The sequence below is a fragment of the Amycolatopsis sp. NPDC049691 genome, from assembly GCF_040675005.1.
In the GTDB taxonomy this organism is placed as follows: domain Bacteria; phylum Actinomycetota; class Actinomycetes; order Mycobacteriales; family Pseudonocardiaceae; genus Amycolatopsis.
Genome location: NZ_JBFANX010000002.1, coordinates 507,126 through 528,570, shown reverse-complemented (window position 1 = coordinate 528,570; position 21,445 = coordinate 507,126). Strand labels below are relative to the sequence as shown.

Annotated in this window: 21 protein-coding genes; 10 read left to right on the top strand and 11 right to left on the bottom strand. The window is 71.3% G+C overall.

Annotated elements, in window-relative coordinates; all coding sequences use genetic code 11:
- Positions 1-336: 336 nt before the first annotated feature.
- The 9 genes from rpmH to AB0J40_RS06715 all read left to right on the top strand — a co-directional run bounded on the left by rpmH (position 337) and on the right by AB0J40_RS06715 (position 6,408).
- Positions 337-480 carry a 50S ribosomal protein L34 gene (gene rpmH, locus AB0J40_RS06755; protein WP_043787046.1) on the top strand — a complete coding sequence of 48 codons (144 nt, stop codon included), beginning with the start codon at positions 337-339 and terminating at the stop codon, positions 478-480.
- 21 nt (positions 481-501) lie between these two features.
- Positions 502-948 carry a ribonuclease P protein component gene (gene rnpA / locus AB0J40_RS06750; protein WP_364448553.1) on the top strand — a complete coding sequence of 149 codons (447 nt, stop codon included), beginning with the start codon at positions 502-504 and terminating at the stop codon, positions 946-948.
- A 5-nt stretch (positions 949-953) separates the two neighbouring features.
- Positions 954-1,295: a membrane protein insertion efficiency factor YidD gene (gene yidD, locus AB0J40_RS06745; RefSeq protein ID WP_364448551.1), complete on the top strand. Its 342-nt coding sequence runs from the start codon at positions 954-956 to the stop codon at positions 1,293-1,295.
- Positions 1,296-1,300: 5 nt separating this feature from the next.
- Positions 1,301-2,416 (top strand): membrane protein insertase YidC, encoded by a 1,116-nt coding sequence (gene yidC / locus AB0J40_RS06740; protein WP_364448549.1) that lies wholly within the window; start codon positions 1,301-1,303, stop codon positions 2,414-2,416.
- Between the two features lie 30 nt (positions 2,417-2,446).
- The gene (locus AB0J40_RS06735) at positions 2,447-3,004 is read left to right on the top strand and encodes a R3H domain-containing nucleic acid-binding protein (protein ID WP_364448547.1); all 558 of its coding nucleotides are present in this window, start codon (positions 2,447-2,449) and stop codon (positions 3,002-3,004) included.
- Between the two features lie 63 nt (positions 3,005-3,067).
- Complete coding sequence (locus AB0J40_RS06730) at positions 3,068-3,604, top strand: DUF6886 family protein (RefSeq protein ID WP_364448544.1); 537 nt, start codon at positions 3,068-3,070, stop codon at positions 3,602-3,604.
- A gap of 145 nt (positions 3,605-3,749) precedes the next feature.
- Positions 3,750-4,409 (top strand): 16S rRNA (guanine(527)-N(7))-methyltransferase RsmG, encoded by a 660-nt coding sequence (gene rsmG / locus AB0J40_RS06725; protein ID WP_364448542.1) that lies wholly within the window; start codon positions 3,750-3,752, stop codon positions 4,407-4,409.
- 56 nt (positions 4,410-4,465) lie between these two features.
- Positions 4,466-5,413: a ParA family protein gene (locus AB0J40_RS06720; RefSeq protein WP_364448539.1), complete on the top strand. Its 948-nt coding sequence runs from the start codon at positions 4,466-4,468 to the stop codon at positions 5,411-5,413.
- Entirely contained in the window at positions 5,410-6,408 is a 999-nt protein-coding gene (locus AB0J40_RS06715; RefSeq protein WP_364448536.1) for a ParB/RepB/Spo0J family partition protein, read from the top strand. The genes AB0J40_RS06720 and AB0J40_RS06715 overlap by 4 nt, the downstream gene beginning before the upstream one ends.
- A gap of 123 nt (positions 6,409-6,531) precedes the next feature.
- Here AB0J40_RS06715 and AB0J40_RS06710 read toward each other — a convergent pair whose 3' ends face one another.
- Positions 6,532-7,476 carry a D-alanine--D-alanine ligase gene (locus tag AB0J40_RS06710; protein WP_364448534.1) on the bottom strand — a complete coding sequence of 315 codons (945 nt, stop codon included), beginning with the start codon at positions 7,474-7,476 and terminating at the stop codon, positions 6,532-6,534.
- 28 nt (positions 7,477-7,504) lie between these two features.
- Positions 7,505-8,824 (bottom strand): PLP-dependent aminotransferase family protein, encoded by a 1,320-nt coding sequence (locus AB0J40_RS06705; RefSeq protein WP_364448531.1) that lies wholly within the window; start codon positions 8,822-8,824, stop codon positions 7,505-7,507.
- A gap of 212 nt (positions 8,825-9,036) precedes the next feature.
- Here AB0J40_RS06705 and AB0J40_RS06700 point away from each other — a divergent pair, with 212 nt between their 5' ends.
- Positions 9,037-9,681 carry a GNAT family N-acetyltransferase gene (locus AB0J40_RS06700; protein WP_323325249.1) on the top strand — a complete coding sequence of 215 codons (645 nt, stop codon included), beginning with the start codon at positions 9,037-9,039 and terminating at the stop codon, positions 9,679-9,681.
- Between the two features lie 209 nt (positions 9,682-9,890).
- On the opposite strand, the gene AB0J40_RS06695 is transcribed toward AB0J40_RS06700, so the two are convergent.
- The 9 genes from AB0J40_RS06695 to AB0J40_RS06655 form a co-directional block, all read right to left on the bottom strand.
- The gene (locus tag AB0J40_RS06695; RefSeq protein ID WP_364448528.1) at positions 9,891-11,039 is read right to left on the bottom strand and encodes an N-acetylmuramoyl-L-alanine amidase; all 1,149 of its coding nucleotides are present in this window, start codon (positions 11,037-11,039) and stop codon (positions 9,891-9,893) included.
- A gap of 276 nt (positions 11,040-11,315) precedes the next feature.
- Complete coding sequence (gene trxA, locus AB0J40_RS06690; RefSeq protein ID WP_072475336.1) at positions 11,316-11,639, bottom strand: thioredoxin; 324 nt, start codon at positions 11,637-11,639, stop codon at positions 11,316-11,318.
- Between the two features lie 36 nt (positions 11,640-11,675).
- On the bottom strand, positions 11,676-12,668 hold the full coding sequence (gene trxB / locus AB0J40_RS06685; protein ID WP_364448525.1) for a thioredoxin-disulfide reductase: 993 nt from the start codon (positions 12,666-12,668) through the stop codon (positions 11,676-11,678).
- Between the two features lie 77 nt (positions 12,669-12,745).
- Positions 12,746-13,525 (bottom strand): hypothetical protein, encoded by a 780-nt coding sequence (locus AB0J40_RS06680; RefSeq protein ID WP_364448522.1) that lies wholly within the window; start codon positions 13,523-13,525, stop codon positions 12,746-12,748.
- On the bottom strand, positions 13,522-14,145 hold the full coding sequence (gene sigM, locus AB0J40_RS06675) for an RNA polymerase sigma factor SigM (protein ID WP_103353831.1): 624 nt from the start codon (positions 14,143-14,145) through the stop codon (positions 13,522-13,524). The genes AB0J40_RS06680 and sigM overlap by 4 nt, the downstream gene beginning before the upstream one ends.
- 31 nt (positions 14,146-14,176) lie before the next feature.
- Positions 14,177-15,727, bottom strand: a complete 1,551-nt coding sequence (locus AB0J40_RS06670) for a protein kinase family protein (RefSeq protein ID WP_364448519.1) — start codon at positions 15,725-15,727, stop codon at positions 14,177-14,179.
- 124 nt (positions 15,728-15,851) lie between these two features.
- Entirely contained in the window at positions 15,852-17,573 is a 1,722-nt protein-coding gene (gene murJ, locus AB0J40_RS06665; protein ID WP_364448730.1) for a murein biosynthesis integral membrane protein MurJ, read from the bottom strand.
- A 1,083-nt stretch (positions 17,574-18,656) separates the two neighbouring features.
- Entirely contained in the window at positions 18,657-20,813 is a 2,157-nt protein-coding gene (locus tag AB0J40_RS06660) for a DUF6049 family protein (protein ID WP_364448516.1), read from the bottom strand.
- The gene (locus AB0J40_RS06655; RefSeq protein ID WP_364448513.1) at positions 20,810-21,364 is read right to left on the bottom strand and encodes an NUDIX hydrolase; all 555 of its coding nucleotides are present in this window, start codon (positions 21,362-21,364) and stop codon (positions 20,810-20,812) included. Before AB0J40_RS06655 ends, AB0J40_RS06660 begins: the two co-directional genes overlap by 4 nt.
- Positions 21,365-21,445 lie beyond the last annotated feature (81 nt).

Below are 21,445 nucleotides of genomic sequence, written 5' to 3'. Positions count from 1 at the left end.
GCTAACAAGCCCTGCTCGCTGCCACAAGGCATCCTGGGTCGCAAGCATTTCACGGTGTACGGCGTGTTGCCATTCGGTGCCCCGGCGTCGACGGTCCCGCCGCCGCGAGCCGGTCGCGGACCGTGGCCGAGGGGGTGCTTACCGGCCGCCCGACGGGGGTGCGTACCCTCGTAAGGTCTCCCGTATGCGACGGGTGCGTTTCGCGTGCCCACGTTGTCGTCGCTCGTCGTGACGAGGCCACACGTTGGTAGGAGACACCAGAGACTGCCGTGCGCCCGCACGACACGCCAGGCGGGAAGGGAATCTTTCCGCCCGACGCGACACACAGGAGAAGCAGTGAGCAAGGGTAAGCGCACCTTCCAGCCGAACAACCGCCGCCGCGCGAAGACCCACGGGTTCCGCCTGCGCATGCGGACCCGCGCCGGCCGGGCCATCCTGGCGGCCCGCCGTCGCAAGGGCCGCGCCGCGCTGTCCGCCTGATCCGGCACGTCGGGGCGCGCCGTGCTGCCTGCTGCCGCACGTCTGCGGCGGAGTGAGGATTTCCGCGTGGTTCTCCGTCGCGGGTCCCGGGCAGGCAGGCGCCGCCTCGTCGTCCACGCGCTGACCACGGACCCGTCCGGGGCCACCGACACTGTGCGATCCACCACCGTGCCGGGGGCCAGGGCGGGTTTTGTGGTGAGCAAGGCCGTCGGCAACTCGGTGGTCCGCCACCGCGTCACCCGGCGGCTGCGTCACCTCGTTTCGGCCCGGCTCGGAACCCTGCCGCCCGGCAGTGCGTTGGTCGTTAGGGCATTGCCGCCGTCCGCGACCGCGTCCAGCGCCGAGCTCGGAGCCGATCTCGACGCCGCACTGCGTCGGCTGGGACTGGTGCCGGGCCGGCCGGCCGGGGATGCCCCCCGCCCGGCGCGTCCCGCCGACGCGGCCCCCGACCACGGATCAGCGGTGTGACCGGCATGCGAGCCACCCCCGAGCACGACTCAACGCACGAACACTCCGAGCATGACGCTGCGGAGACCCCGCCCCCGCGGCCCGGTCCCGTCGCCTGGGTCCTGTTGCTCCCCATCAAGCTCTACCGCAAGGCGATCTCGCCCTTCCTCCCGCCGGCTTGCCGGTTCTACCCGAGCTGCAGCGCGTACGCAGTCGAAGCCCTCACCCGGCACGGCGCCGGCCGCGGCTCCTACCTCGCGCTGCGCCGGCTGTTGCGCTGCGGCCCGTGGACACCGCCCGGCCGCGATCCCGTGCCCGAGGAGTTCTCGTGGCGCCACCGACGACCTGATACACCGATCGAGGAGTAGCAGCAGTGCTCGATTTCATCTACTACCCCGTGTCCTTCATCCTCTGGTGTTGGCACAAGGTCTTCGGGTTCGTCTTCGGGGAAGCCACGGCGATCTCCTGGATCCTCGGCATCATCTTCCTGACGTTCACCGTCCGCGGCATCATGTTCAAGCCGTTCGTGAACCAGGTCCGGTCGATGAAGAAGATGCAGGACTTCGCGCCGGAGATGAAGAAGATCCAGAAGAAGTACGCGAACGACCGGCAGCGCCAGGCCGCGGAGATGCAGAAGCTCCAGAAGGAGCACGGCGTCAATCCGCTCGGCAGCTGCCTGCCGATGCTGCTCCAGATCCCGGTGTTCATCGGTCTGAACTGGGTCCTGCGCGCCTTCACGATCCAGCCGAAGGGCGGCGGGCCGAAGACCGAGAACTACTTCTTCAACCAGCACGACGTCGAGTCGTACGTCAACGCGAAGCTGTTCGGCGTCAACATCGGCGAGGCGATCCACAACGGCGTCACCGCCATCGGCGGCACCGGCGCGTCGGGCTGGCACTGGAACGTGCTCCCGGTGGCGCTGCCGCTGATGATCGTCGCGTCGATCGCCACGCACCTCACCGCGCGGCACTCGGTGGCCCGGCAGAACGCCGCGTCGGCCACCCCGCAGACCGCGATCATGAACAAGCTGACGATGTACGTGTTCCCGCTCGGTGTGCTCGTCTTCGGTGCGCTGTTCCCGCTCGGCCTCCTCTTCTACTGGCTGGCGAACAACGGCTGGACCCTGATGCAGCAGCGCCTCGTCTACACGAAGATCGACAAGGAAGAGGCGGCCCGCAAGGCGGAGGCCGCCGAGAAGCGCGCGTCGCTCGGCCCGAAGCCGGGGCAGAAGCCGACCGCGCCGAAGGTCGGCCAGAAGCCGGTCCAGCAGAAGAAGAACCAGCCGGCCCAGGGCGGCACGCCGAAGAAGGTCACGAAGGCGGGCTCGGCCCACGGCTTCGCGCAGACCACGTCGGCTGCTGCTGCCGCGGCCGACGGCGACCAGACCCCGGCCGACACGAGCGGCCAGAACGGTTCGAAGGACAACGGCACCGGGGTGCCGGGCCTTCTCAAGGACTCGACCAGGAAGTCGGGCCGGAAGCGCCGCTGAGGCGCGACCGGTTCGGAGAGGAGACGAATGATGTCGGAGACGATCGACACGATCGACGCCGATAAGGACGACGTGACCCCGGCCGCGGCAGCGGACGCGGCGGGCGAGGAGAAGGCGGGCGGTGACGACATCCTCGTCCAGGAGGGCGACATCGCCGGCGACTACCTCGAGCGCCTGCTGGACCTGCTCGACTACGACGGCGACATCGACCTGGACGTCGAAGCCGGCCGCGCGATCGTGAGCATCGACGGCGGCGAGGACCTCGAGAAGCTCGTCGGCCCGCGCGGCACGGTGCTCGAGGCGCTGCAGGAGCTGACCCGCCTGGCGGTCCAGCAGGAGACGGGCTCCCGCAGCCGGCTGATGCTGGACATCGCGGGCTGGCGCGCGGACCGCCGCGAGGAGCTGCGCGAGCTCGGCCGGTCGACGGCGGAGTCGGTCCTGCAGAGCGGTGAGCGGGTGCGGCTGCAGCCGATGAGCCCGTTCGAGCGCAAGGTCGTCCACGACGCGGTGGCGGCGGTCTCCGGCGTGACGAGCGAGAGCGAGGGCGAAGACCCGAAGCGCCGCGTGGTGATCTTCCCGGAGTCCTGATCCCGGTTCTGCCGGAAGCGGCCCCACTTGACTCGGTCAGGTGGGGCCGCTTTCTTTTCGGGTATGCGCCCGGCACCCGGCGAGGTCGTCCACTTCTCGGAGGACCCGACGATCACCCGCTTCGAGCCGCACGTCGCCGCGACGGCCCGGCAGCCGGAGGCGTACGTCTGGGCGGTCGGTCCGGAGCGGGCACCGGACTACTGGTTCCCACGCCAGTGCCCGCGGGCGATGGCGTGGGTGGTGCCGTCGACGACGGACGCCGACCGGGCGTGGCTCGGGACCGGTCGGGTGCACGCGATCGAATACGGCTGGCTCGAGGAGATGCGATCGGTCCGGTTGTACGCGTACCGCTTCTCGGCGGGTCCGTTCCGGCCGTTCGGTACCCACGCCCACGCGGTCGTGGCGACCGTGCCGGTCGAGCCACTCGGTCCTCCGGAGCGCGTCGGCGATCTGCTGGCGCTGCACGAGGAGGCAGGCATCGAGTTGCGGGTGATGCCGGATCTATGGCCGTTCGTCGACACCGCCGCGGCGAGCACCCTCGGCTTCAGCGGCATCCGGTTGGGCAACGCGGCGCCGCGGTCGAGCGAATTACACGGGTGATGTTTCACGTGGAACCGGCTACAGCGGCGGCCGGCTGAGTGGAGTTGTCCACATCTTCGGACTGTCGGCTCGTCTTCTCGGGTTCATCGGGGACAATCGAACGAGCGCGGTTTCACGTGAAACCGGCGGATGAGGAGTAGCCGGAGTGAGCTTGGAGCAGGCGGCGGAGCGAGTGTTCGGCGAGCACGTCGACCAAGCCGCCGGGTACGTCGAACTCCTCGAGCGTCATGGCGTCGAGCGCGGGCTGATCGGGCCGCGGGAGGTCGAGCGGCTGTGGGAGCGGCACGTCCTCAACTCGGCCGTCATCGGTGAGCAGATGCCCGAGGGTGCCCGCGTCGTCGATGTCGGATCGGGTGCCGGGCTTCCGGGAGTACCGCTCGCGATCGCGCGACCGGACCTCGATATCGTCTTGCTCGAACCGATGGCCCGCCGGGTGGACTGGCTGGCCGAGGTGGCCGAGAAGCTGGAACTCCCGATCACTGTCGTCCGTGGACGCGCGGAGGAGCGGCCTGTGCGTGAGCAGCTCGGTGGCGCCGACATCGTCACCGCTCGCGCGGTCGCCCCGCTCGCCCGGCTCGCGGACTGGTGCTTGCCGCTCGTTCGTCCCGATGGCTTCCTGGTCGCCCTCAAGGGCGCCAGCGCGGCGGACGAGATCGAGCGGGACGGCGCCGCCATCCGCAAGGCCGGCGGGGCCGACCCACTGATCGTCGAATGTGGTGCCGCGGTACTAGAGGTCCCCAGCACGGTCGTGAAGATCCGTCGCCTCCCAGCAAGCAAGCCGAAGGCGCGGAGCAGGAAGCGTTAACGGGTCGCCATGTTCCACGTGAAACGACGCGACTCGACCACCGACCAGACGTCTACATGGAGGAGGTGTCGAGACCGGTGAATCCCCCGCCGTCCGACTCCACGGAGACCACCCCCGACGTGGGCTGGACCCCGATCGCCGAAGAAGCCGCCCGCGCCGCGCGTCTGCTGCACCCGAAGGAGGGGGAACTCCCCCGCCCCGGCCGCCGTCGCGTGCTGACCGTCGCCAACCAGAAGGGCGGCGTCGGCAAGACCACCAGCACGGTCAACCTCGCCGCCGCGCTCGCCGTCCACGGGCTCAAGACGCTCGTCGTCGACCTCGACCCGCAGGGCAACGCGAGCACCGCGCTCGACGTCGACCACCGGTCCGGGACGCCGTCCATCTACGAGGTGCTCATCGGCGAGGTGACGCTCGCGGACGCCGCGCAGCCCACCGAGCAGTCCCCCAACCTCTTCTGCGTCCCCGCGACGATCGACCTCGCCGGTGCCGAGATCGAGCTTGTCTCGATGGCGTCCCGCGAGTCCCGGCTCAAGGAGGCCATCTCCTCGGAGATCCTCGACCAGATCGGCGTCGACTACGTCTTCATCGACTGCCCGCCCTCGCTCGGCCTGCTGACGGTCAACGCGATGGTCGCCGCGCAGGAGGTGCTCATCCCGATCCAGTGCGAGTACTACGCGCTCGAAGGTCTCGGGCAGCTGCTGAGCAACATCGAGCTCGTGCAGCAGCACCTCAACCGCGAGCTGCACGTCTCGACGATCCTCCTCACCATGTACGACGGCCGGACCAAGCTGGCCGACCAGGTGACGAACGAGGTGCGCAACCACTTCGGCGACACCGTGCTGAAGACCGTCATCCCCCGCAGCGTGAAGGTGTCGGAGGCACCCGGGTACGGCCAGACCGTCCTCGCTTACGATCCTGGTTCGCGCGGTGCGATGAGCTACGTCGACGCGGCCAAGGAGATCGCCGAGCGCGGCGCACAGTTGGAGAAGGGTAGTTCGACATGACCGAGCGCCGAGGAGGGCTGGGGCGCGGCCTCGCCGCCCTGATCCCGACCGGACCCGCCACGGGCGGTCCGCTGCCCGCGCCCGCGGACGGGGCGGCGGACAAGAAGGCGGCTGAGGACAAGGGCTGGTTCGCGGCGAACGGTCAGGCGAAGCAGCACGGCGGCGAGGTCGCCGGCGCGGTCTACCGCGAGATCCCGGTCAGCTCGATCAAGCCGAACCCGAAGCAGCCGCGCCAGGTCTTCGACGAAGACGCGCTCGCCGAACTCGAGCACTCGATCCGCGAGTTCGGGCTCATGCAGCCCATCGTGGTCCGCGAGCTCGGCAACGACGAGTACGAGCTCGTCATGGGCGAGCGCCGGCTGCGCGCGTCGCAGCAGGCGGAGCTCGAAGCGATCCCGGCGATCGTCCGGCAGACCGCCGACGAGTCGATGCTGCGCGACGCGCTCCTGGAGAACATCCACCGCGTCCAGCTGAACCCGCTCGAAGAGGCGGCGGCGTACCAGCAGCTGCTCGACGAGTTCGCGGTCACGCACGAGGAACTGGCGAGCCGGATCGGCCGCAGCCGCCCGGTCATCACCAACACGATCCGGCTGCTGAAGCTCCCCCTGCCGGTGCAGCGGCGGGTGGCCGCGGGCGTCCTGTCCGCCGGGCACGCGCGCGCGTTGCTCTCGCTGGAGGACGCCGAAAGCCAGGAAGAGCTCGCCGCGCGGATCGTCGCGGAGGGCATGTCGGTCCGGGCGACCGAGGAAGCCGTCACGCTCAAGAAGAGCGAGAAGCCGGCCAAGCCGAAGCCCGCGCCGCGCAAGCCGATCCAGGCGCCGGGGCTGCAGGAGCTCGCGAACCGGCTTTCGGACCGCTTCGACACCCGCGTGAAGGTCGACCTCGGCCGCCGCAAGGGCCGGATCACGCTCGAGTTCGGCTCGGTCGACGACCTCGAGCGGATCGTCGCGATGATCGATCCGAATGGGGCGAATCAGACACCGAAAACCGATTAGGGATCACCCCGGGGTGTTTCGTCACGGTGATGATTGCGCAAAGCAGTCGCGGTGACCACAGCTGGTGATCACACGAAAAAGGCCGCCACGGAGATTCCGAGGCGGCCTTTCGCGTGTCTGGAGTCAGCGCGAGATCGCGCGCCCGATGAGTTCGCCGAACACCGTGCCGAGCGACTTGCCCGCGGCCTCGATCGCCATCGGCACCGTCGACGTCTCGGTGAGACCCGGCGACGGGTTCACTTCGAGGAAGTGCACCGTGCCGTCCGGCGCGACGACCGCGTCGGTGCGGGAGATGTCCCGCAGCCCGAGTACGCGGTGCGCGGCGACGGCCAGCTCGGCCACCGCCTTGGCCGCGGCGTCGTCGAGGCGGGCCGGGGTGAAGAAGTCCGTCAGGCCGGCCGTGTAGCGGGCCGTGTAGTCGTACACGCCGCTCTCCGGCACGATCTCGACCGCGGGCAGGGCCTCCGGCCCGTTCTCGCCCTCGATGACCGTGACGGCCACCTCGACGCCGTCCACGAACCGCTCGGCGAGCACGGTGTCGCCGTACGCGAAGCAGCCGACCATCGCCGCCGGCAGCTCCGCGGCCTCGCGGACCACCTGGGTGCCGAGCGCCGAACCACCCTGGTCGGGCTTGAGGATCAGCGGCAGGCCGAGGCGCTCGACCATCGCGTCGAGGACCGCCTGGGCGCCCAGCTCGCGGAACGTGCTGTGCGGGAGCACCACCCAGCCCGGCGTCGTGAACCCGGCGTTCTCGATGAGCGCCTTCGCGGTCGGCTTGTCCCACGCGCGGCGGCAGCCCTGGGAGCCGGTGCCGACGAACGGCACGTCCAGCATCTCCAGCACCGTCTGCACCGAGCCGTTCTCGCCCTCGCCGCCGTGCAGGGCGACGACCACCGCGTCCGGCCGCTGGGTGCGCAGGCGCTCCAGCAGCCCCGCGTCGGTGTCCCACTCCTCGATGCCGAGGCCTTCGGACTTGAGCGCCGCGGAGAGCCGCCGCCCGGACCTCAGCGAGACGTCGCGTTCGTGCGAAAGCCCGCCGGCGAGCACGGCAACGGTACGGTCGACCACCGTGGAAACTCCTTAGCTGCGAACAGGATTAGACCGTGTCCGGGGACGGGTTCTGGGGCCCCTGGATCTGGCGCGCGCTCACGTTACCGAAGGTGCGCGCGAGGTCCATTTCGGACTCCAGCACCGCGGCGAGCCGCCGGACTCCCTCGCGGATCCGCTCCGGCGTCGGGTAGCAGTAGGACAGCCGCATCTGCCGGCTGCCGAACCCGTCGGCGTAGAAGCCGGTGCCGGACGCGTACGCCACCCGCGCGGTCACCGCACGCGGCAGCATCGCCTTCGTGTCGACGCCTTCCGGCACCGTCACCCAGACGTAGAAACCGCCGTCCGGCTTGGTCCACGAGCAGCCCGGGGGCAGGTACTGGTCGAGCGCGGACAGGATCGCGTCCCGCCGCTCGCGGTAGTTCTCGCGGAACTTCTTGATCTGGCCCTTCCAGTCGTGCGTGGCCAGGTAGCGCGACACGATCATCTGGTTGAACGTCGGCGGGCACAGCGTCGCCGACTCCGCGGCCAGCACGAGCTTCTCGCGCACGGCGTGCGGCGCGAGCACCCAGCCGACGCGCAGGCCGGAGGCGAAGGTCTTGGAGAACGAACCGAGGTACACGACGTTGTCGGGGTCGGTCGAGCGCAGCGCCGGGTACGTCTGGCCGTCGAACCCGAGCAACCCGTACGGGTTGTCTTCGACGACCAGCACGCCGTGCTCGCGGCAGATCTCCAGGATCTCCGCGCGGCGCTCGACGGCCAGCGTGACGCCGGCGGGGTTGTGGAAGTTCGGGATCGTGTAGAGGAACTTGACCCGGCGGCCGGCCTTCTCGGTCCGGTCGAGTGCTTCGCGCAGCAGCGATGGCACCAAGCCCTGGTCGTCCATCGCGACGTGCACGACCTGCGCCTGGTACGCGGCGAACGAGCCCAGCGCGCCGACGTACGAGGGACCTTCGGCGATCACGACGTCACCCGGGTCGCAGAACAGCCGCGTGACCATGTCCAGGCCCATCTGGGAGCCGACGGTCACCACGACGTCGTCCGGGTGGGCCTTGATGCCCTCCAGGGCCATGATCTCGCAGATCTGCTCACGCAGCACCGGGACGCCGTGCGCCGAGCCGTACTGCAGCGCGACGAGGCCGTCCTCGGCGATGATCTCCGCCACCTGCGCCGACAGCGTGTCGAGCGGGAGCGCCGCGAGGTTCGGCATGCCGCCGGCCAGCGAAACCACCTCGGGCCGGCTGGCGACCGCGAACAGCGCCCGGATCTCGGAAGCGGTCATCCCGGCGGTGCGCGCGGCGTACCGCTCGAGGTGCGGGTCGAGGTTCTGACGGCCGCTGTGCGGCTTGCTGGGGCGGTTCTCGGTCATCGACGATTCACCCGGGGCTCGGTGGATGGGCTGCCTGTGCGGAGCGCAGCAGATCCCGTCGAGTGTAACCGGGCACCCATCCGGACCCCCTGGCCTTTCGGCGCTCGTCACATCGGCCTATCCTCGACCGTGGCTCCTGTGTCGTGCCGCGGTCGAACGCGGCTTGACGGCCGGGCGGCCGGTCGGGAGCAGCAGGTCAGGGGAGGTCGCGGGTGTCGCGTCGCGTCGTGGGCGTCACACTGGACAACCTGGAGCACCTGCCGAAGAGCTGCCGCAGGTGCGTGTACTGGGAGCTGGCCCCGCACCTGAAGAACCAGGCCGAGGAGTTCGGCGCCACCGAGGTCGAGAAGGAAGCCTGGGTCTCCAGCGTCCTGCTCGAGTGGGGTTCCTGCGGCCGCATCGTCTACAGCGACACCTTGCCGGTCGGGTTCGTGCTGTACGCCCCGCCGAACGCCGTCCCCCGCTCGCTGGCCTTCCCGACGTCCCCGCCCAGCGCGGACGCGGTCCTGCTGACGGCCTTCCAGGTCCTGCCGGAGTTCCGCGGCGGTGGTCTCGGCCGGATGCTGGTCCAGGCGGTCGCCAAGGACCTGACCAAGCGCGGCGTCCGCGCGATCGAAGCGTTCGGCGACGCCCGTCCCGACGAGTCCGATCCGGACGGCGGCCACAGCTGCGTGCTGCCGGCCGCGTTCCTGCAGAGCGTCGGCTTCAAGACGGTCCGCCCGCACCAGAAGTGGCCGCGGCTGCGCCTGGAGCTGCGGTCGGCGATCACCTGGAAGGAAGACGTCGAGGCGGCCCTGGAACGGCTGCTCGGCCAGGTGACGATCACGACGGCCGAGCCCAGTCTCGGCCGCGCCTGACCCACCCCGCAAACGTTTGCGCCCGTGCCTGAGCACGGGCGCGACGCACGTGTGCACACATGTGGAAGAAGTGCCGAGTTATCCACAGAGCGCTGATAGGCGCGGTGGAAAACCTGTGGATGACTGCCCCGAAACCTGGGGACGCAGCGCGTGCGTCCCCAGGGGTGGTGGGGCAGGTGAAGGTGAGCCGCTAGGGGTTGTGGTCGGCCCTATTCGGCCTTGGCGAGCTCGTGCGCCAGGACGTCGGCGAACGTGAACGTTCCCGTCGGCTGGTCGCCCTCGCCGAGCAGGTACAGGCGCTTGACGGCGATCAGGATGCCCTCGGCGACGATGTCGCGGAACGCCGGGTCGCCGAGCTTGCGGGCGTCGTCCGGGTTCGTCAGGTAGCCGATCTCGACCCGGACCGCCGGGCAGCGGGTGCGGGTGAAGATGTCCCACGACTTGTAGTGCGTGCGGCAGTCCAGCATGCCGGTGCGGGCCGCGACTTCACGCTGGATGAAGCCGGCCAGCAGCTCGCCCACCGTGGACGTCGTGCCGTTGCCGTTGCCGAAGTGGAAGCTCGCGACCCCCTGCGCGCGCGGCGACGGGTTCTTGTCGCTGTGCAGCGACAGGAACAGGTCCGCGCCGGCGTCGTTGGCGAACTTGGCGCGCTCCAGCTCGGTCGGGCTGTGGTTCGGGCCGCGGGAGATCAGCGCCTCCATGCCCGTGGCCTTCATCCGGCCTTCGAGGCGGCGCGCGAGGTCCCAGGCGATGTCGGCTTCACGCAGGCCGCCGGCGACCACGCCGAGGTCGTCGCCGCCGTGGCCGGGGTCGATCACGATGCGCTTGCCGCGCAGCCGCGGGCCGGCCTGGCGCACCTGCTCCTGCTCGCGCAGGAACACGGGGCGCCCGCCGCGGGCCCGCGGCGAGGACAGGCGGTGCAGCTCCCGGATGGTCGCCGGGCCGCAGACGCCGTCCGGCGTCAGGCGCATGTCGCGCTGGAACGTCTTGAGCGCGCGCTCGGTGGCCGGGCCGAAGTAGCCGTCGGGGCGGCCGGCGTCGAAGCCGAGCTCGGTGAGCCGCTCCTGGAGCGTGAAGACGTCGTCGCCGTGCACCGGCGACGAAATCATGTAGGACAGCGGGCGGCTGCCCAGGTGGTAGCTGGCGCCCTTGAGCGCCTGGAAGGTCGCCGGACCCACGATGCCGTCGGTCATCAGCCCACGGCGCTGCTGGAAGGCACGGACGGCGTGCTCGACGGCGACGTCGAACGTGCCGTAGTCGTCGGTACCGGTGACCGGCGGGAGCAGGTCCATCCCGGCCAGGATGGACCTGATCTCGGCGACGTCCGGACCGGCGTCACCGCGGCGGAGTACCCGCATGCACTCCTCGCTCTTTCCTAGGGCACCGAGTCGGGGGGCTCGGTGCGTGGCAAGAAAACCTTCGCTGGGACGGGCCCAGGTCCTCTATTGTGCCTTGCCAACTCTGGGTGACAGCGCAGGCCCGGTAGGTACGTCAAGGGCCCGATCGTGGAGTACCCACCGTGGCCGTCGTCACGCTCTATTCACCCACGCCGCCCACATTCCCCCGAACGGCGACGGACCCGGGGTCCACGAGAGGGTTCTCGCAGGCCCCGGGTCCGCCGGGAGTACTGGAACTCAGAGGACGTCGGCGAGGTCCGACAGCAGCGCGGCCTTCGGCTTGGCGCCGACGATCTGCTTCACCGGCTTGCCGCCCTGGAACAGGATCAGCGTCGGGATGGACATCACCTGGTAGTCACGCGGTGTGTTCGGGTTCTCGTCGATGTCGATCTTGGCGATCGTCAGCTTGTCGCCCTTCTCGGCCGCGATCTCCTCGAGCACCGGGGCGACCATCTTGCACGGGCCGCACCAGGTGGCCCAGAAGTCGACGAGGACCGGCTTCTCGCTGGTCAGGACCTCGTCGACGAACGTCGCGTCGGTCACCTTGACGGTGTTGGCCATGGTTTCTCCTCCAAGGGGTGGTTGAACGCCGGAAAGTCAGTTGGTGCCCGCGCCGTAGCCGCCGCCGACGAGCTCGGCCGCCTCGTGCGCGTCCGATTCGCCGTGCTCCGCGAGCCATCGTTCCGCGTCGATCGCGGCACTGCACCCGGAACCGGCCGCGGTGATCGCCTGCCGGTAGGTGCGGTCCACCAGATCGCCGGCCGCGAAGACGCCATCGAGGTTCGTGAAGGACGTCTTGCCCTTCGTCACGACGTAGCCGTCCTCGTCCAGGTCGACCTGCCCCTTCACCAGCTGGCTGCGGGGGTCGTGGCCGATCGCGACGAAGAAGCCCGACACGTCCAGCGTCGACTCCGTGCCGTCCTTGGTGTCCTTCAGCTTCAGGGCTTCGACCTTGCCGTCGCCGAGCACCTCGGTGATCTGCGAGTTCAGCTTCCACTTGATCTTCTCGTTCGCGCGGGCGCGCTCGAGCATGATCTTGGACGCGCGGAACTCGTCGCGCCGGTGGACGATCGTGACGGACTTCGCGAACTTCGTCAGGAAGGTCGCCTCCTCCATCGCCGAGTCGCCACCGCCGGCGACCACGATGTCGTGGTCGCGGAAGAAGAAGCCGTCACAGGTCGCACAGGCCGACACACCGCGGCCGAGCAGCTCCTGCTCGCCCGGCACGTTCAGGTACCGCGCCGCGGCACCCATCGCGAGGATGACCGCGCGGGCGGCGTAGCGCTTGCCGTTCGCGACGACGTACTTGACGTCCCCGGTCAGCTCCAGCGACTCGACGTCCTCCGCGCGCAGCTCGGCGCCGAAGCGCTCGGCCTGCTTGCGCATCTCCTCCATCAGGTCCGGACCCATGATGCCGTCGCGGAACCCGGGGAAGTTCTCGACCTCGGTCGTCGTCATCAGCGCGCCGCCGAACTGCGTGCCCTCGAACACCAGCGGTTCCAGCTGGGCCCGCGCCGCGTAGACGGCAGCGGTGTATCCGGCAGGACCCGACCCGACGACGATCAGGTTCCTGATTTCTTCGGCAGCCACCCGTGACCTCCGCTCGTAGTGACCTGTACCAGGCTCAACACGATCGTAGGTGGCCATGTTCCCAGGGGTGACAGCCGCTACTTCTCCCCAACGACCTTGTCGAACAAGACGGCCGGGTTCCCCGGTCCGCAGTCCGCGCCGAAGGCCACGAGCCGGAACTGCGCGAGCTTGCCGGTGGTCAGGATGATCATGACCCCGGCCTTGCCGCCGACGTTCACCGGGCGGATGCCCTCCGGCCGCACCTTCGGGTCGAGCCCGGCGGCCGCGATGCACGCGTCCAGTCGGTCTTCGTTCTGCAGGGGTCCGAAGTCGCGGACCCCGACCGCCTTGCCGATCAGTGCCTGCGCGCCGCTGCCGTCGCTGCCGACCGACGGGCCCGTCGGCGCCGGGGCCGCCACGTTCGGCGTGCCGCTCTGCTGCGAGGTGTTCGGGATCGCGATGGTCACGGCGACGACCGCCGCCGCGGCCGCGGTCAGGACGCCGGCGGCCCAGCCGAGCCGCTTGTTCCGCCGCCGCCGCGCCGCCGCGAGGTCCACCACCTGGGCGCCCTGCGGTGCCGGAGCTGCCTGCCCGGCGTTCGGAAACTTGGCGGCTGCTTCGGCGGCCAGCGCCGCGTCCAGCCGGGCCGCGTACTCGGCGGGCATCGGCGGGGCGGGCGCGTCGGCGAGCGAGGCCAGGTCGGCCGTCGTCGCGTCGAGGGCGGCCAGGATCTCCCGCGCCTCCGGGTCGGCGTTCACCAGCGGCCACAGCTCGGCCGCCCGATCGTCGTCCAGGACGCCGGCGTGGAGATCGGCGAGCACGTCGACAGACCAGGGCGGACCGACGGTCCCCCCGATCCCCCGGCTTTCGTCCGTCATCGTCCCTCCCCGCTACCCGGCTGGCGCCCGGCCCGTTTGCTTTCGTGAGTTGGGACGTTCGCAATCGCATCGGGGTTCCGCAGGTGCCCGAGAACCTTCGCGAGTTTTCCGCGGCCCCGCGCGCACCGGCTCTTCACCGTGCCTTCGGCGATGCCCAGCATCTTCGCCGTCTCCGCGACCGAGTACCCCTCGACGTCGACGAGCACGATCGGGGCGCGCTGCTCCTCGGGGAGCTGGTCGAGCGCCTCGCGCACGAGCAGGCTCGTCTCCCGCTCGGCCATCGAGTCGCGCGGGGTGGCCGGCTCGTTGAAGCCGGTCTCCGGCAGCGGCACGGTCGGGCGGGCCTGGCGGCGGCGGATCCGGTCGAGGCAGGCGTTCACCACGATCCGGTGCAGCCACGTCGTGACCTGCGACTCCGCGCGGAACTTGTCGGCGGCCCGGAACGCCGAGATGAACGCGTCCTGCAACGCGTCGGCGGCCTCCTCCGGGTCGCGGACCGTGCGCAGCGCGACCGCCCACATGCGGTCGCGATGTCGCTGGACGAGTTCGCTGAACGCATGGGGGTCCCCCGCGGCGTGAGCCGCTATCAGATCCGCATCCGTGGGAGCTGCAGCTGTCACCCGGCAGAGCCTACTGACCCTGTCGGGTGCGTCACCCCGCAGGCAGGAACGTCAGGTCGGCGATTTCCGTCTGGTACTTCCCGTCGTCGCCGCCCAGCTGGGTGATCCAGACGATGAAGTACTCGCCCTGCGTCGGCTGAGCCAGCGGGATCGTCGTCTCGCCGTCCTTCAGGTCGCCGTTGCCGACGACCTTCGTGTCCGCGAGGTCCGGGTTCTTCTCGGTCGCCGAGCGGATCTCGACCTTGGTGCCCGGCGTGCCGCCTTCGACCTTCACCTGGCTGAGGTTGATCGGGTCCTGGAACGTGACGACCAGCCCGACGCCCGGCTTGATGGCGGGGAACTGCTGCTTGTACTGCTCGGTGCGCCACTGGGTCTCGGGCTTGCCGTCGGTCGCGTACTTCGCCCGCGCGGTGTTGTCGCCCTTGCCCTCGGGGTTGTAGACCGCGACGGCGGCCGGCTTCACCGCGGCACCCACGGCGGGCGACGGCGGCGGGGCCGGCGCCGACGACGACGCGGGCGGCTGCCCGGCGGACTGGCTCGACGCCGGCGGCGCGGCGACGTTGATCGTCGGCCCGCTCGCCTTCGAGTCGCCCTGGAAGACGTTGATCAGCATCAGCCCGCCCCAGGCGAGGATGACGACCGTCGCGACCACCAGCACGGTGACGCCGAGCGCGAGTTTGCGGCGTCGCGCGACGTCCTTGACCGGCTTCTTCGTCGTCCAGACGGTGCCTTCGCCCTCGGCCGGGTCACCGCCGACGGCCTTGATCAGCTGGGTGCGCTCTTCCTCCTCGGCCACCTGGTCGAGCATGCGGAGGATGGCCGCGCTGGTGCGGATGCCGCCGTTGCCGCCGTCCTCGATCGTGCGGACGGCCAGCGACGACAGGTCGGCCGGGACCGTCGGCACCAGCTGGCGCGGCGGGACGATCCGGCCCTGCGGCGACAGCGGGGCCGGCTGGATCGCGGGCGGGCCGCCGGGCAGCGCCCAGCGCCCGGTCAGCAGCAGGTACAGGACCGCGCCGAGCGCCTTGACGTCGTCGCGCAGCGTCGCCTCCGGCAGCGGGCCGGGGAACGCGAGCTTGAGCGCGCCGTTCGGCGTCAGCCGCAGCCGCTGCGGGTGGTCGAGCCCGAGGACGAGCCCGTTCTGGTGCGCCTGTTCGACGGCTTCGGCCAGCGCCTGCACCATCCGCGCGGCCGCGGCGGGGGCCACCGGCCGCTGCGCGACGAGGTCGACCAGGTCGCTGCCCTTGGTCCACTCCGCGACGACGACGCCGAGCAGGCCCTCGCTGGAGGTGATGCCGCTGCCGAGCGCGAGCACGTCGAGCACGCGGGCGACGCCGCCGTGGCCGAACTTGGACGCGTGCGTGGCGCGCTCGAGGGTCCGCCGGGCCAGCCGGGCGGCTTCGGGATCGGCCGGGTCGCCGACCAGCAGGGTCAGCGCGACGTCCCGCTTCAGCTGCCCGTCCCGGGCGCGCCAAAGGTGCGCGTCGCCCCGCTCGTCCACGCCGAACTGCGCGAGGAGGCGGTAGCGGCCGTCGCCGACCACACGCCCGGGGGCCAGCGATCCGACCTGGGCCTTGCCCACGTGGTTCGCACCCCCCGCCTGTTCGCTCCGCCTCGTGTCCACCCTCACTCGCTCCCGCTCGATCCCCGCTGTCGAGGGTACCCAGAATACGACGCACGAGTCGTCGCCTTCCGTACCGGAATCGTTACCCGCGCTTGATCAACCGGGTGAACCTCGACGTGGCCGGTTTCAGCTCCTCCACCTTCAGCGCCATCAGCACGCCGAACGACACCACGATGCCGACGATGCCCTGCAGGAAGAGCTTGACCCACGCGCCGAGCTTGGGCCCGAAGGAGTCCGGCACGACGTGGCCGGCCAGCCAGGCCGCGCCGACGCCGAGGGCGCTCGCGACGACCGTGAAGAGGATCACGCCGATCACCCGCTTGCTGCGCAGGTTGCCGAGCGTCACCCAGAGCCAGACCTGGCCGAGGATCGCGCCGACGACGAACGTCAGCGCGTTGACCATCATGACGCCGAGCACGACGTTGTCCGGTGACAGCAGCACCGGGCACAGGTACAGCAGCGGCACCTTGACCAGCGTCATCACGATCATGATCAGCGTCGGCGTGCGGGCGTCCTTCATCGCGTAGAAGACGCGCATCTGGAGCATGACCAGCGCGTACGGCAGCAGCGCGAACGCCGAGATCGCGAGCGCGTCGCCGAGCCGCTCGGCGGTGTCGACGGTGCCCTTGCCGAAGGTGAACAGCGCGATGCCGATCGAGCCGCCGACCACGGTCATCACCGCGGAGATCGGGACGAGCATCACCGTCGAGATCCGGGACGCGTACGACAGGTCGCCGATCAGCTTCTTGTGGTCGCCGTCGGCGGCCGCGCGGCTCATCCGCGGCATGATCGCCGTCAGCAGCGAGACGCCGATGACGCCGTATGGCAGCTGGAAGAGCAGCCAGGCGTTGCTGTACGCGGTCACACCACCGGGTGAACCGGTGGTCAGCACGCGCGTGTTGATCGTGTAGCCGATCTGGCTGACGGCGACGTAGCCGAGGATCCAGAGCGCGAGGCCGCCGAACTCCTTCATCTGCTTGTCGATGCCCCAGCGCCACTTGAACCGGAAGCCGGACCGCAGCAGCGGCGGCACCAGCAGCAGGGCCTGGGCGACGATGCCGCCGGTGACGCCGATGCCGAGCGTCAGCACCTTCGGATCGGTGATCGACACGTTCGCGGTGTCGATGTCGCCCGGCATGACCCAGACGACGAGGATCGTGAAGATGACGACCAGGTTGTTGATCACCGGCGCCCACGCGGTGGGGCCGAAGATCTGCTTGGCGTTCAGCACCGCCGAGAGCAGCGCGAACACGCCGTAGAAGAAGATCTCGGGCAGCAGCAGGTAGGCGAACGCCGTGGTGAGGTCCGCGCTCGCCTTGCCGGAGGAGTCGACGTACAGGCTGGTGAACGCCGGGGCCGCGATGACCGCGACCACCGTGCCGACCAGCAGCAGCGAGAACGCCACGGTGATGAGCCGCTGGGTGTAGGCCGCGCCGCCGTCGGGGTCGTCCTGCGAGCGCACCAGCAGGGGCACCACGACGCTGGCGAGCACGCCACCCATCAGCAGCTCGAAGATGATGTTCGGCATCGTGTTGGCGACGTTGAACGAGTCGTTCGCGATGCCCTGCCCGATCGCGGCGACCAGCAGGAGCTTCCACAGGAAGCCGGTGATCCGGCTGATCAGCGACGCGATCGCCATCCGGCCGGACGCCTTGGCCAGCGACGGCGCCTTGGCCGGCGCTTCGACCTCTTCGCCCGGTCGAGGCTTGACCAGCGGCCCCTTGAGCGCCGGCATGACCTGGGTCGCCAGCGCGTCGTACGGGCGCATGACGTCCGGGTCGGCGACCGGCCAGCGCGAGTTCATCGGCACGCCGGCGGTGCGCGGGATGAACCGCGTGGCCTCCGGGTCGGGTGGGCGCTGGGCCTCCTCCTGCCACGGCCGGACCGGCGCGGGACGCCGCGAGCCGCGGCCGCGCGGGGGCACCGGGATGCCGGGCGGCGGCGTCCCGGGGGCCGGGGTGCCCGGGGGCGGGGTCACCGGCGGGGCGGGCTGCGGCAGCCTGCCCTGGACCGACGGCGGGCCGGGCGGTCCCGGAAGCGGCGGCACGGGCTGGACGCGCGTGGGGGCCGGACCGCCGGCGCGGGGAGGCTGCCCGCCGCGCGGCGGGGGTGGGCCCGGCGCGGGCGGGGGGCCCGGCGGCGGGACGCGCCGCGGGCGCTGCGGTTCGCGGGGCGGGGCCTCGTCGTGGACCGGCCAGGCGTCGTTCGGGGGCACGTCGTCGCGGACCGGCTGGCCGTCGCGAGGTGGCCGCTGGTCGCGGACCACGCCGTCGTCGCGGACGGGGCGGCCGTCGCGCGGGGGTGCGTCGATGGGGCGGCCGTCGCGCGGTGGGCCGTCGACGGGACGGCCGTCGCGCGGCGCGCCGTCGACCGAACGGCCATCACGTGGTGGGCCGTCGACCGGGCGGCCGTCACGCGGGGGTGCGTTGTCGTGCGCCGGGCGGCGGGGCGGTGGGCCGTCCTCGCGGGACGGCCGCCGGGGCGGGGCGTCCTCGCGCGCGGGCCGTCGCGGGCCCCCGTCGTCGCGGGCCGGGCGGGGTGGGCCGTCTTCGCGGACCGGGCGGCGGTCACGGACCGTCGCGTCGTCCGGGGCCGGCATCTGGCGCGTCTGCCCGTTGCGGGGCGGCTGCCTGCGGCCGCGCTCCCGCGGTGGCGGAGGCGGCTGCTGGCGGCGGACCGGACGCGGGGGCCCGTCGGTCCTTTGCGGCGGTTGCGGGGGCTGGGCGCCTTCGCGCCGAGGACGACCCGCACGCTCGGGTGGTAAGCCCGGCTCTCTCTCCACGCGTGCCCAATCCTCGGTGCTCTTCTCCGGTGCCGCGGCCCGGTGCCGCGCACGTGCGGACCAAGGGTAATCGGGAACCGCCCGCAACACTCAAACGCCGACGGATCAGTCCACGGCGTCGCGACCCGTCCGGGCGTCCTTCACCCGCCGGTAGATGCGCCGCGAGGCGAGCAGAAGCAGGGCCACACCTGCGGCGACGGTCGCGATGATGGTGATCGCGCCGTACTCGGTCGACGTCAGCTCGAAGCGCGCGGATGACCCGAGCGGGGTACCGGTCGGCGTGCTCAACGACACATCGACGCTGAACCGGCCGGCCCGCAGCGCCTCGACGGGGAGGAAGTACTGCCGGCCGCCGCCCGCCGGGAACGACACCTCCTTGTTGTCGTCCGTGCGCAGGCCGATGGTGTTGTTGAGGGTGAACCGCGCGGTGATCCCGACCGGCAGGTCGTTCACCACGTACACCGGCAGCGGCGAGTTGCCGGACGCCAGCGCGATGGTCTGCTGCGGCTGCCGGACGCTCACCCGGTCGCTGATCGCCGCGATCTCGGCCTGCGCGTTCGCGGTCGCCGCGTCGGCGGGCAGCCCGCGCCAGCCGGTGGACGCGCCGCGCAGCTCGGCCAGCCGGACCGGCGCCACGACGTCCTCCGGTTTCACCCGTTTGGTGGGGTCCGGCTGCATCGCCGACGCCATCCCGGTGGCCTGCTCGTCGAGCTTCGACAGCGTCGAGACGCCCGCCGGGTCGATGCCCGCGCCGGGGTCCTCGCCGCCGTCGCCGACCGCGCCGGAACCCTGCGGGTCGGCGTCCAGCAGTGCCGGGAGCGACGACGCCGTGACGATGCCGGCGTTGAGGAAGTCGCCGACCTGCTGCAGGTACGCCGTCAGCTCGGCGGCCGGCGCGTCCCACCGCCGCGGCGGGGCGACCAGCAGGTGGGCCGGGCGTTCCTGCCCGGACGGGGCGCCGAGGCCCGCGCGGAAGGCGAGCGCGCCGAGCCCGTTCTGGCTCGAGATCGCGCGTTCGGTGTTCGCGGCCACGGTCACCGAGTCGGGCACGCTCGGCACGCCGGACATGGCCGCGGAGATCAGCGAGTCGGTCGGCTGGGCGCGCACGGCGCTGCCCTGCACGGTGACGCCCCCGCCGGCGCCGGCCGGGGCCAGCTTCGCCGCGTCGGTGAGCACGGTCTTGACGCCGGCCTGGGTCAGCGCGGCGAGCACGGACTCGTTGAGCGTGCCGTCCGGCCAGAGCACGCCGGTCTGCGGTGCGACGCCCACCAGCTGCTGGACGGCCGAGGCCGCCGCGGCCGCCTGCGCGACCAGGATCGGGTCGCCGGGGCGGATCCGGGAGACGGTGTTCAGGTCGGCGTCGGCGAAGGGCATCGCCACCACGCACCGGCCGGTCAGCAGGGTGCGCAGCGAGGCGAGCCAGGTCTTCGCGGTCTGGGCGCCCTTGCCGTCGACGTTCCCGCCGTCGGTGTGCACCTGGTAGCCGCGGCTCATCAGGTCGACGGTCGTCAGCAGGTCCGGGTCCAGCGCGAAGCACATCGACCTGGCGAGGTTCGAGTCGCCGTGCACGGCCGTCGACGCGGCCGTGACCAGCGCGTTCAGCCGGCCGTCGGGACCGATCTCGTCGGCCAGCCGGTCGTCGCGCAGCACCAGCGGCTGGCCGTACGGCGCCGCGTAGACCTGCGGGACGGTGCTGGTCAGCGGCCAGAGCAGGGTCATGCTCGGCGCGCCGGCGGACGAGTGGCCCGCCGTCTTGCCCGGCCGGCCCAGCACCGGCATCAGCATGCTGACCGCGCCCAGCCGGGCCGGTCCGCCGAACTCCGGGGTGCCGTTGACGTTCACCAGCAGCGGGTAGACGCCGGGGCTGCCGAACTGCGCGGCCTTCGTGCCGGTCAGGTTCACCGTGATGTTCAGCGGCGCGCTCTGCCCGGGTTCGAGGGAGTCCGCGACGGAGGTGAACTCGGTCAGCGGGGAGTCCTTGATGACGGCGCCCGAGAGGACGTCGTTGATGCCGCGCGACGTCGTCGCCCGCTCCCCGACCTGCAGCCGGACCTGCGGCCGGTTGACCTTGCGGTCGCCGGTGTTGGTCACCGTGCCGGCGACGGTCAGCGTCGTCGACGAGCTCGTGATCACGCGCGGGTTCAGCTGCGTCAGGTCGACGCGCAGGCGGGCGCCCTCCTCCGCCTGGGCCACCGTGGCTCCGGCGAGGGCGGGGACGGCCAGGAAGAGGACGGAAAGGAAGGCTGCGGCGAACCGCTTCACTCGGGGGCTCCCTCAGGGGCGTGCTCGTCTCGTCCGTGGACGTCCGGGCGCGCGAAAAGTTCCTCGATCAGCCGGCCTGCCTTCCGGACGAGCTTGCGTTCGTCGGAGTAGGCCAGCTTGGTCTCCAGCTCGGCCAGCGGAACCCAGGCCACCTCGGTGACCTCGACGTCCTCGTCGGACAGCTCGCCGCCGAGCGCTTCGAGCAGGAAGTGGTGGACGGTCTTGTGGATGCGCCGCCGCTCGGCCACGAACCAGTAGTCGATGGTGCCCAGTGGCCGCAGCACCCGCGCGGAGATGCCGGTTTCCTCCTTCACCTCGCGCACGGCCGTCTGTTCCACCGTCTCACCGTCCTCGATGTGGCCCTTGGGCAGCGACCACAGCAGTCTGCCGTGCCGGTCGAGCCGGCCGATCAGCACCGCCTGTTCGCGCTCGGCGTCCACCACGAGACCGCCGGCCGACGTCTCGTCGACGGTGGTCAGCCGCCTGCCACGCTGACGCCTGCGCCGCCTCCGCGGCTTCGAGGCGCCGGGGCGGCCGGCTGATCCAGACATGCTGCGATGCTAGAGCAAACGGTTGCCCCGGTAGGCTGGCTCTCCGTGTCCTGTCCGGTGGTGCCTGTAGTAGCCGCACCC

Coding starts and splice junctions, on each gene's coding strand:
- yidD (WP_364448551.1), top strand. CDS start 954: ATGCGAGCCACCCCCGAGCACGACTCAACGCACGAACACTCCGAGCAT.
- AB0J40_RS06735 (WP_364448547.1), top strand. CDS start 2,447: ATGTCGGAGACGATCGACACGATCGACGCCGATAAGGACGACGTGACC.
- AB0J40_RS06730 (WP_364448544.1), top strand. CDS start 3,068: ATGCGCCCGGCACCCGGCGAGGTCGTCCACTTCTCGGAGGACCCGACG.
- AB0J40_RS06720 (WP_364448539.1), top strand. CDS start 4,466: ATGGAGGAGGTGTCGAGACCGGTGAATCCCCCGCCGTCCGACTCCACG.
- AB0J40_RS06715 (WP_364448536.1), top strand. CDS start 5,410: ATGACCGAGCGCCGAGGAGGGCTGGGGCGCGGCCTCGCCGCCCTGATC.
- AB0J40_RS06705 (WP_364448531.1), bottom strand. CDS start 8,824: ATGACCGAGAACCGCCCCAGCAAGCCGCACAGCGGCCGTCAGAACCTC.
- AB0J40_RS06695 (WP_364448528.1), bottom strand. CDS start 11,039: ATGCGGGTACTCCGCCGCGGTGACGCCGGTCCGGACGTCGCCGAGATC.
- trxA (WP_072475336.1), bottom strand. CDS start 11,639: ATGGCCAACACCGTCAAGGTGACCGACGCGACGTTCGTCGACGAGGTC.
- AB0J40_RS06680 (WP_364448522.1), bottom strand. CDS start 13,525: ATGACGGACGAAAGCCGGGGGATCGGGGGGACCGTCGGTCCGCCCTGG.
- murJ (WP_364448730.1), bottom strand. CDS start 17,573: ATGAACTCGCGCTGGCCGGTCGCCGACCCGGACGTCATGCGCCCGTAC.
- AB0J40_RS06655 (WP_364448513.1), bottom strand. CDS start 21,364: ATGTCTGGATCAGCCGGCCGCCCCGGCGCCTCGAAGCCGCGGAGGCGG.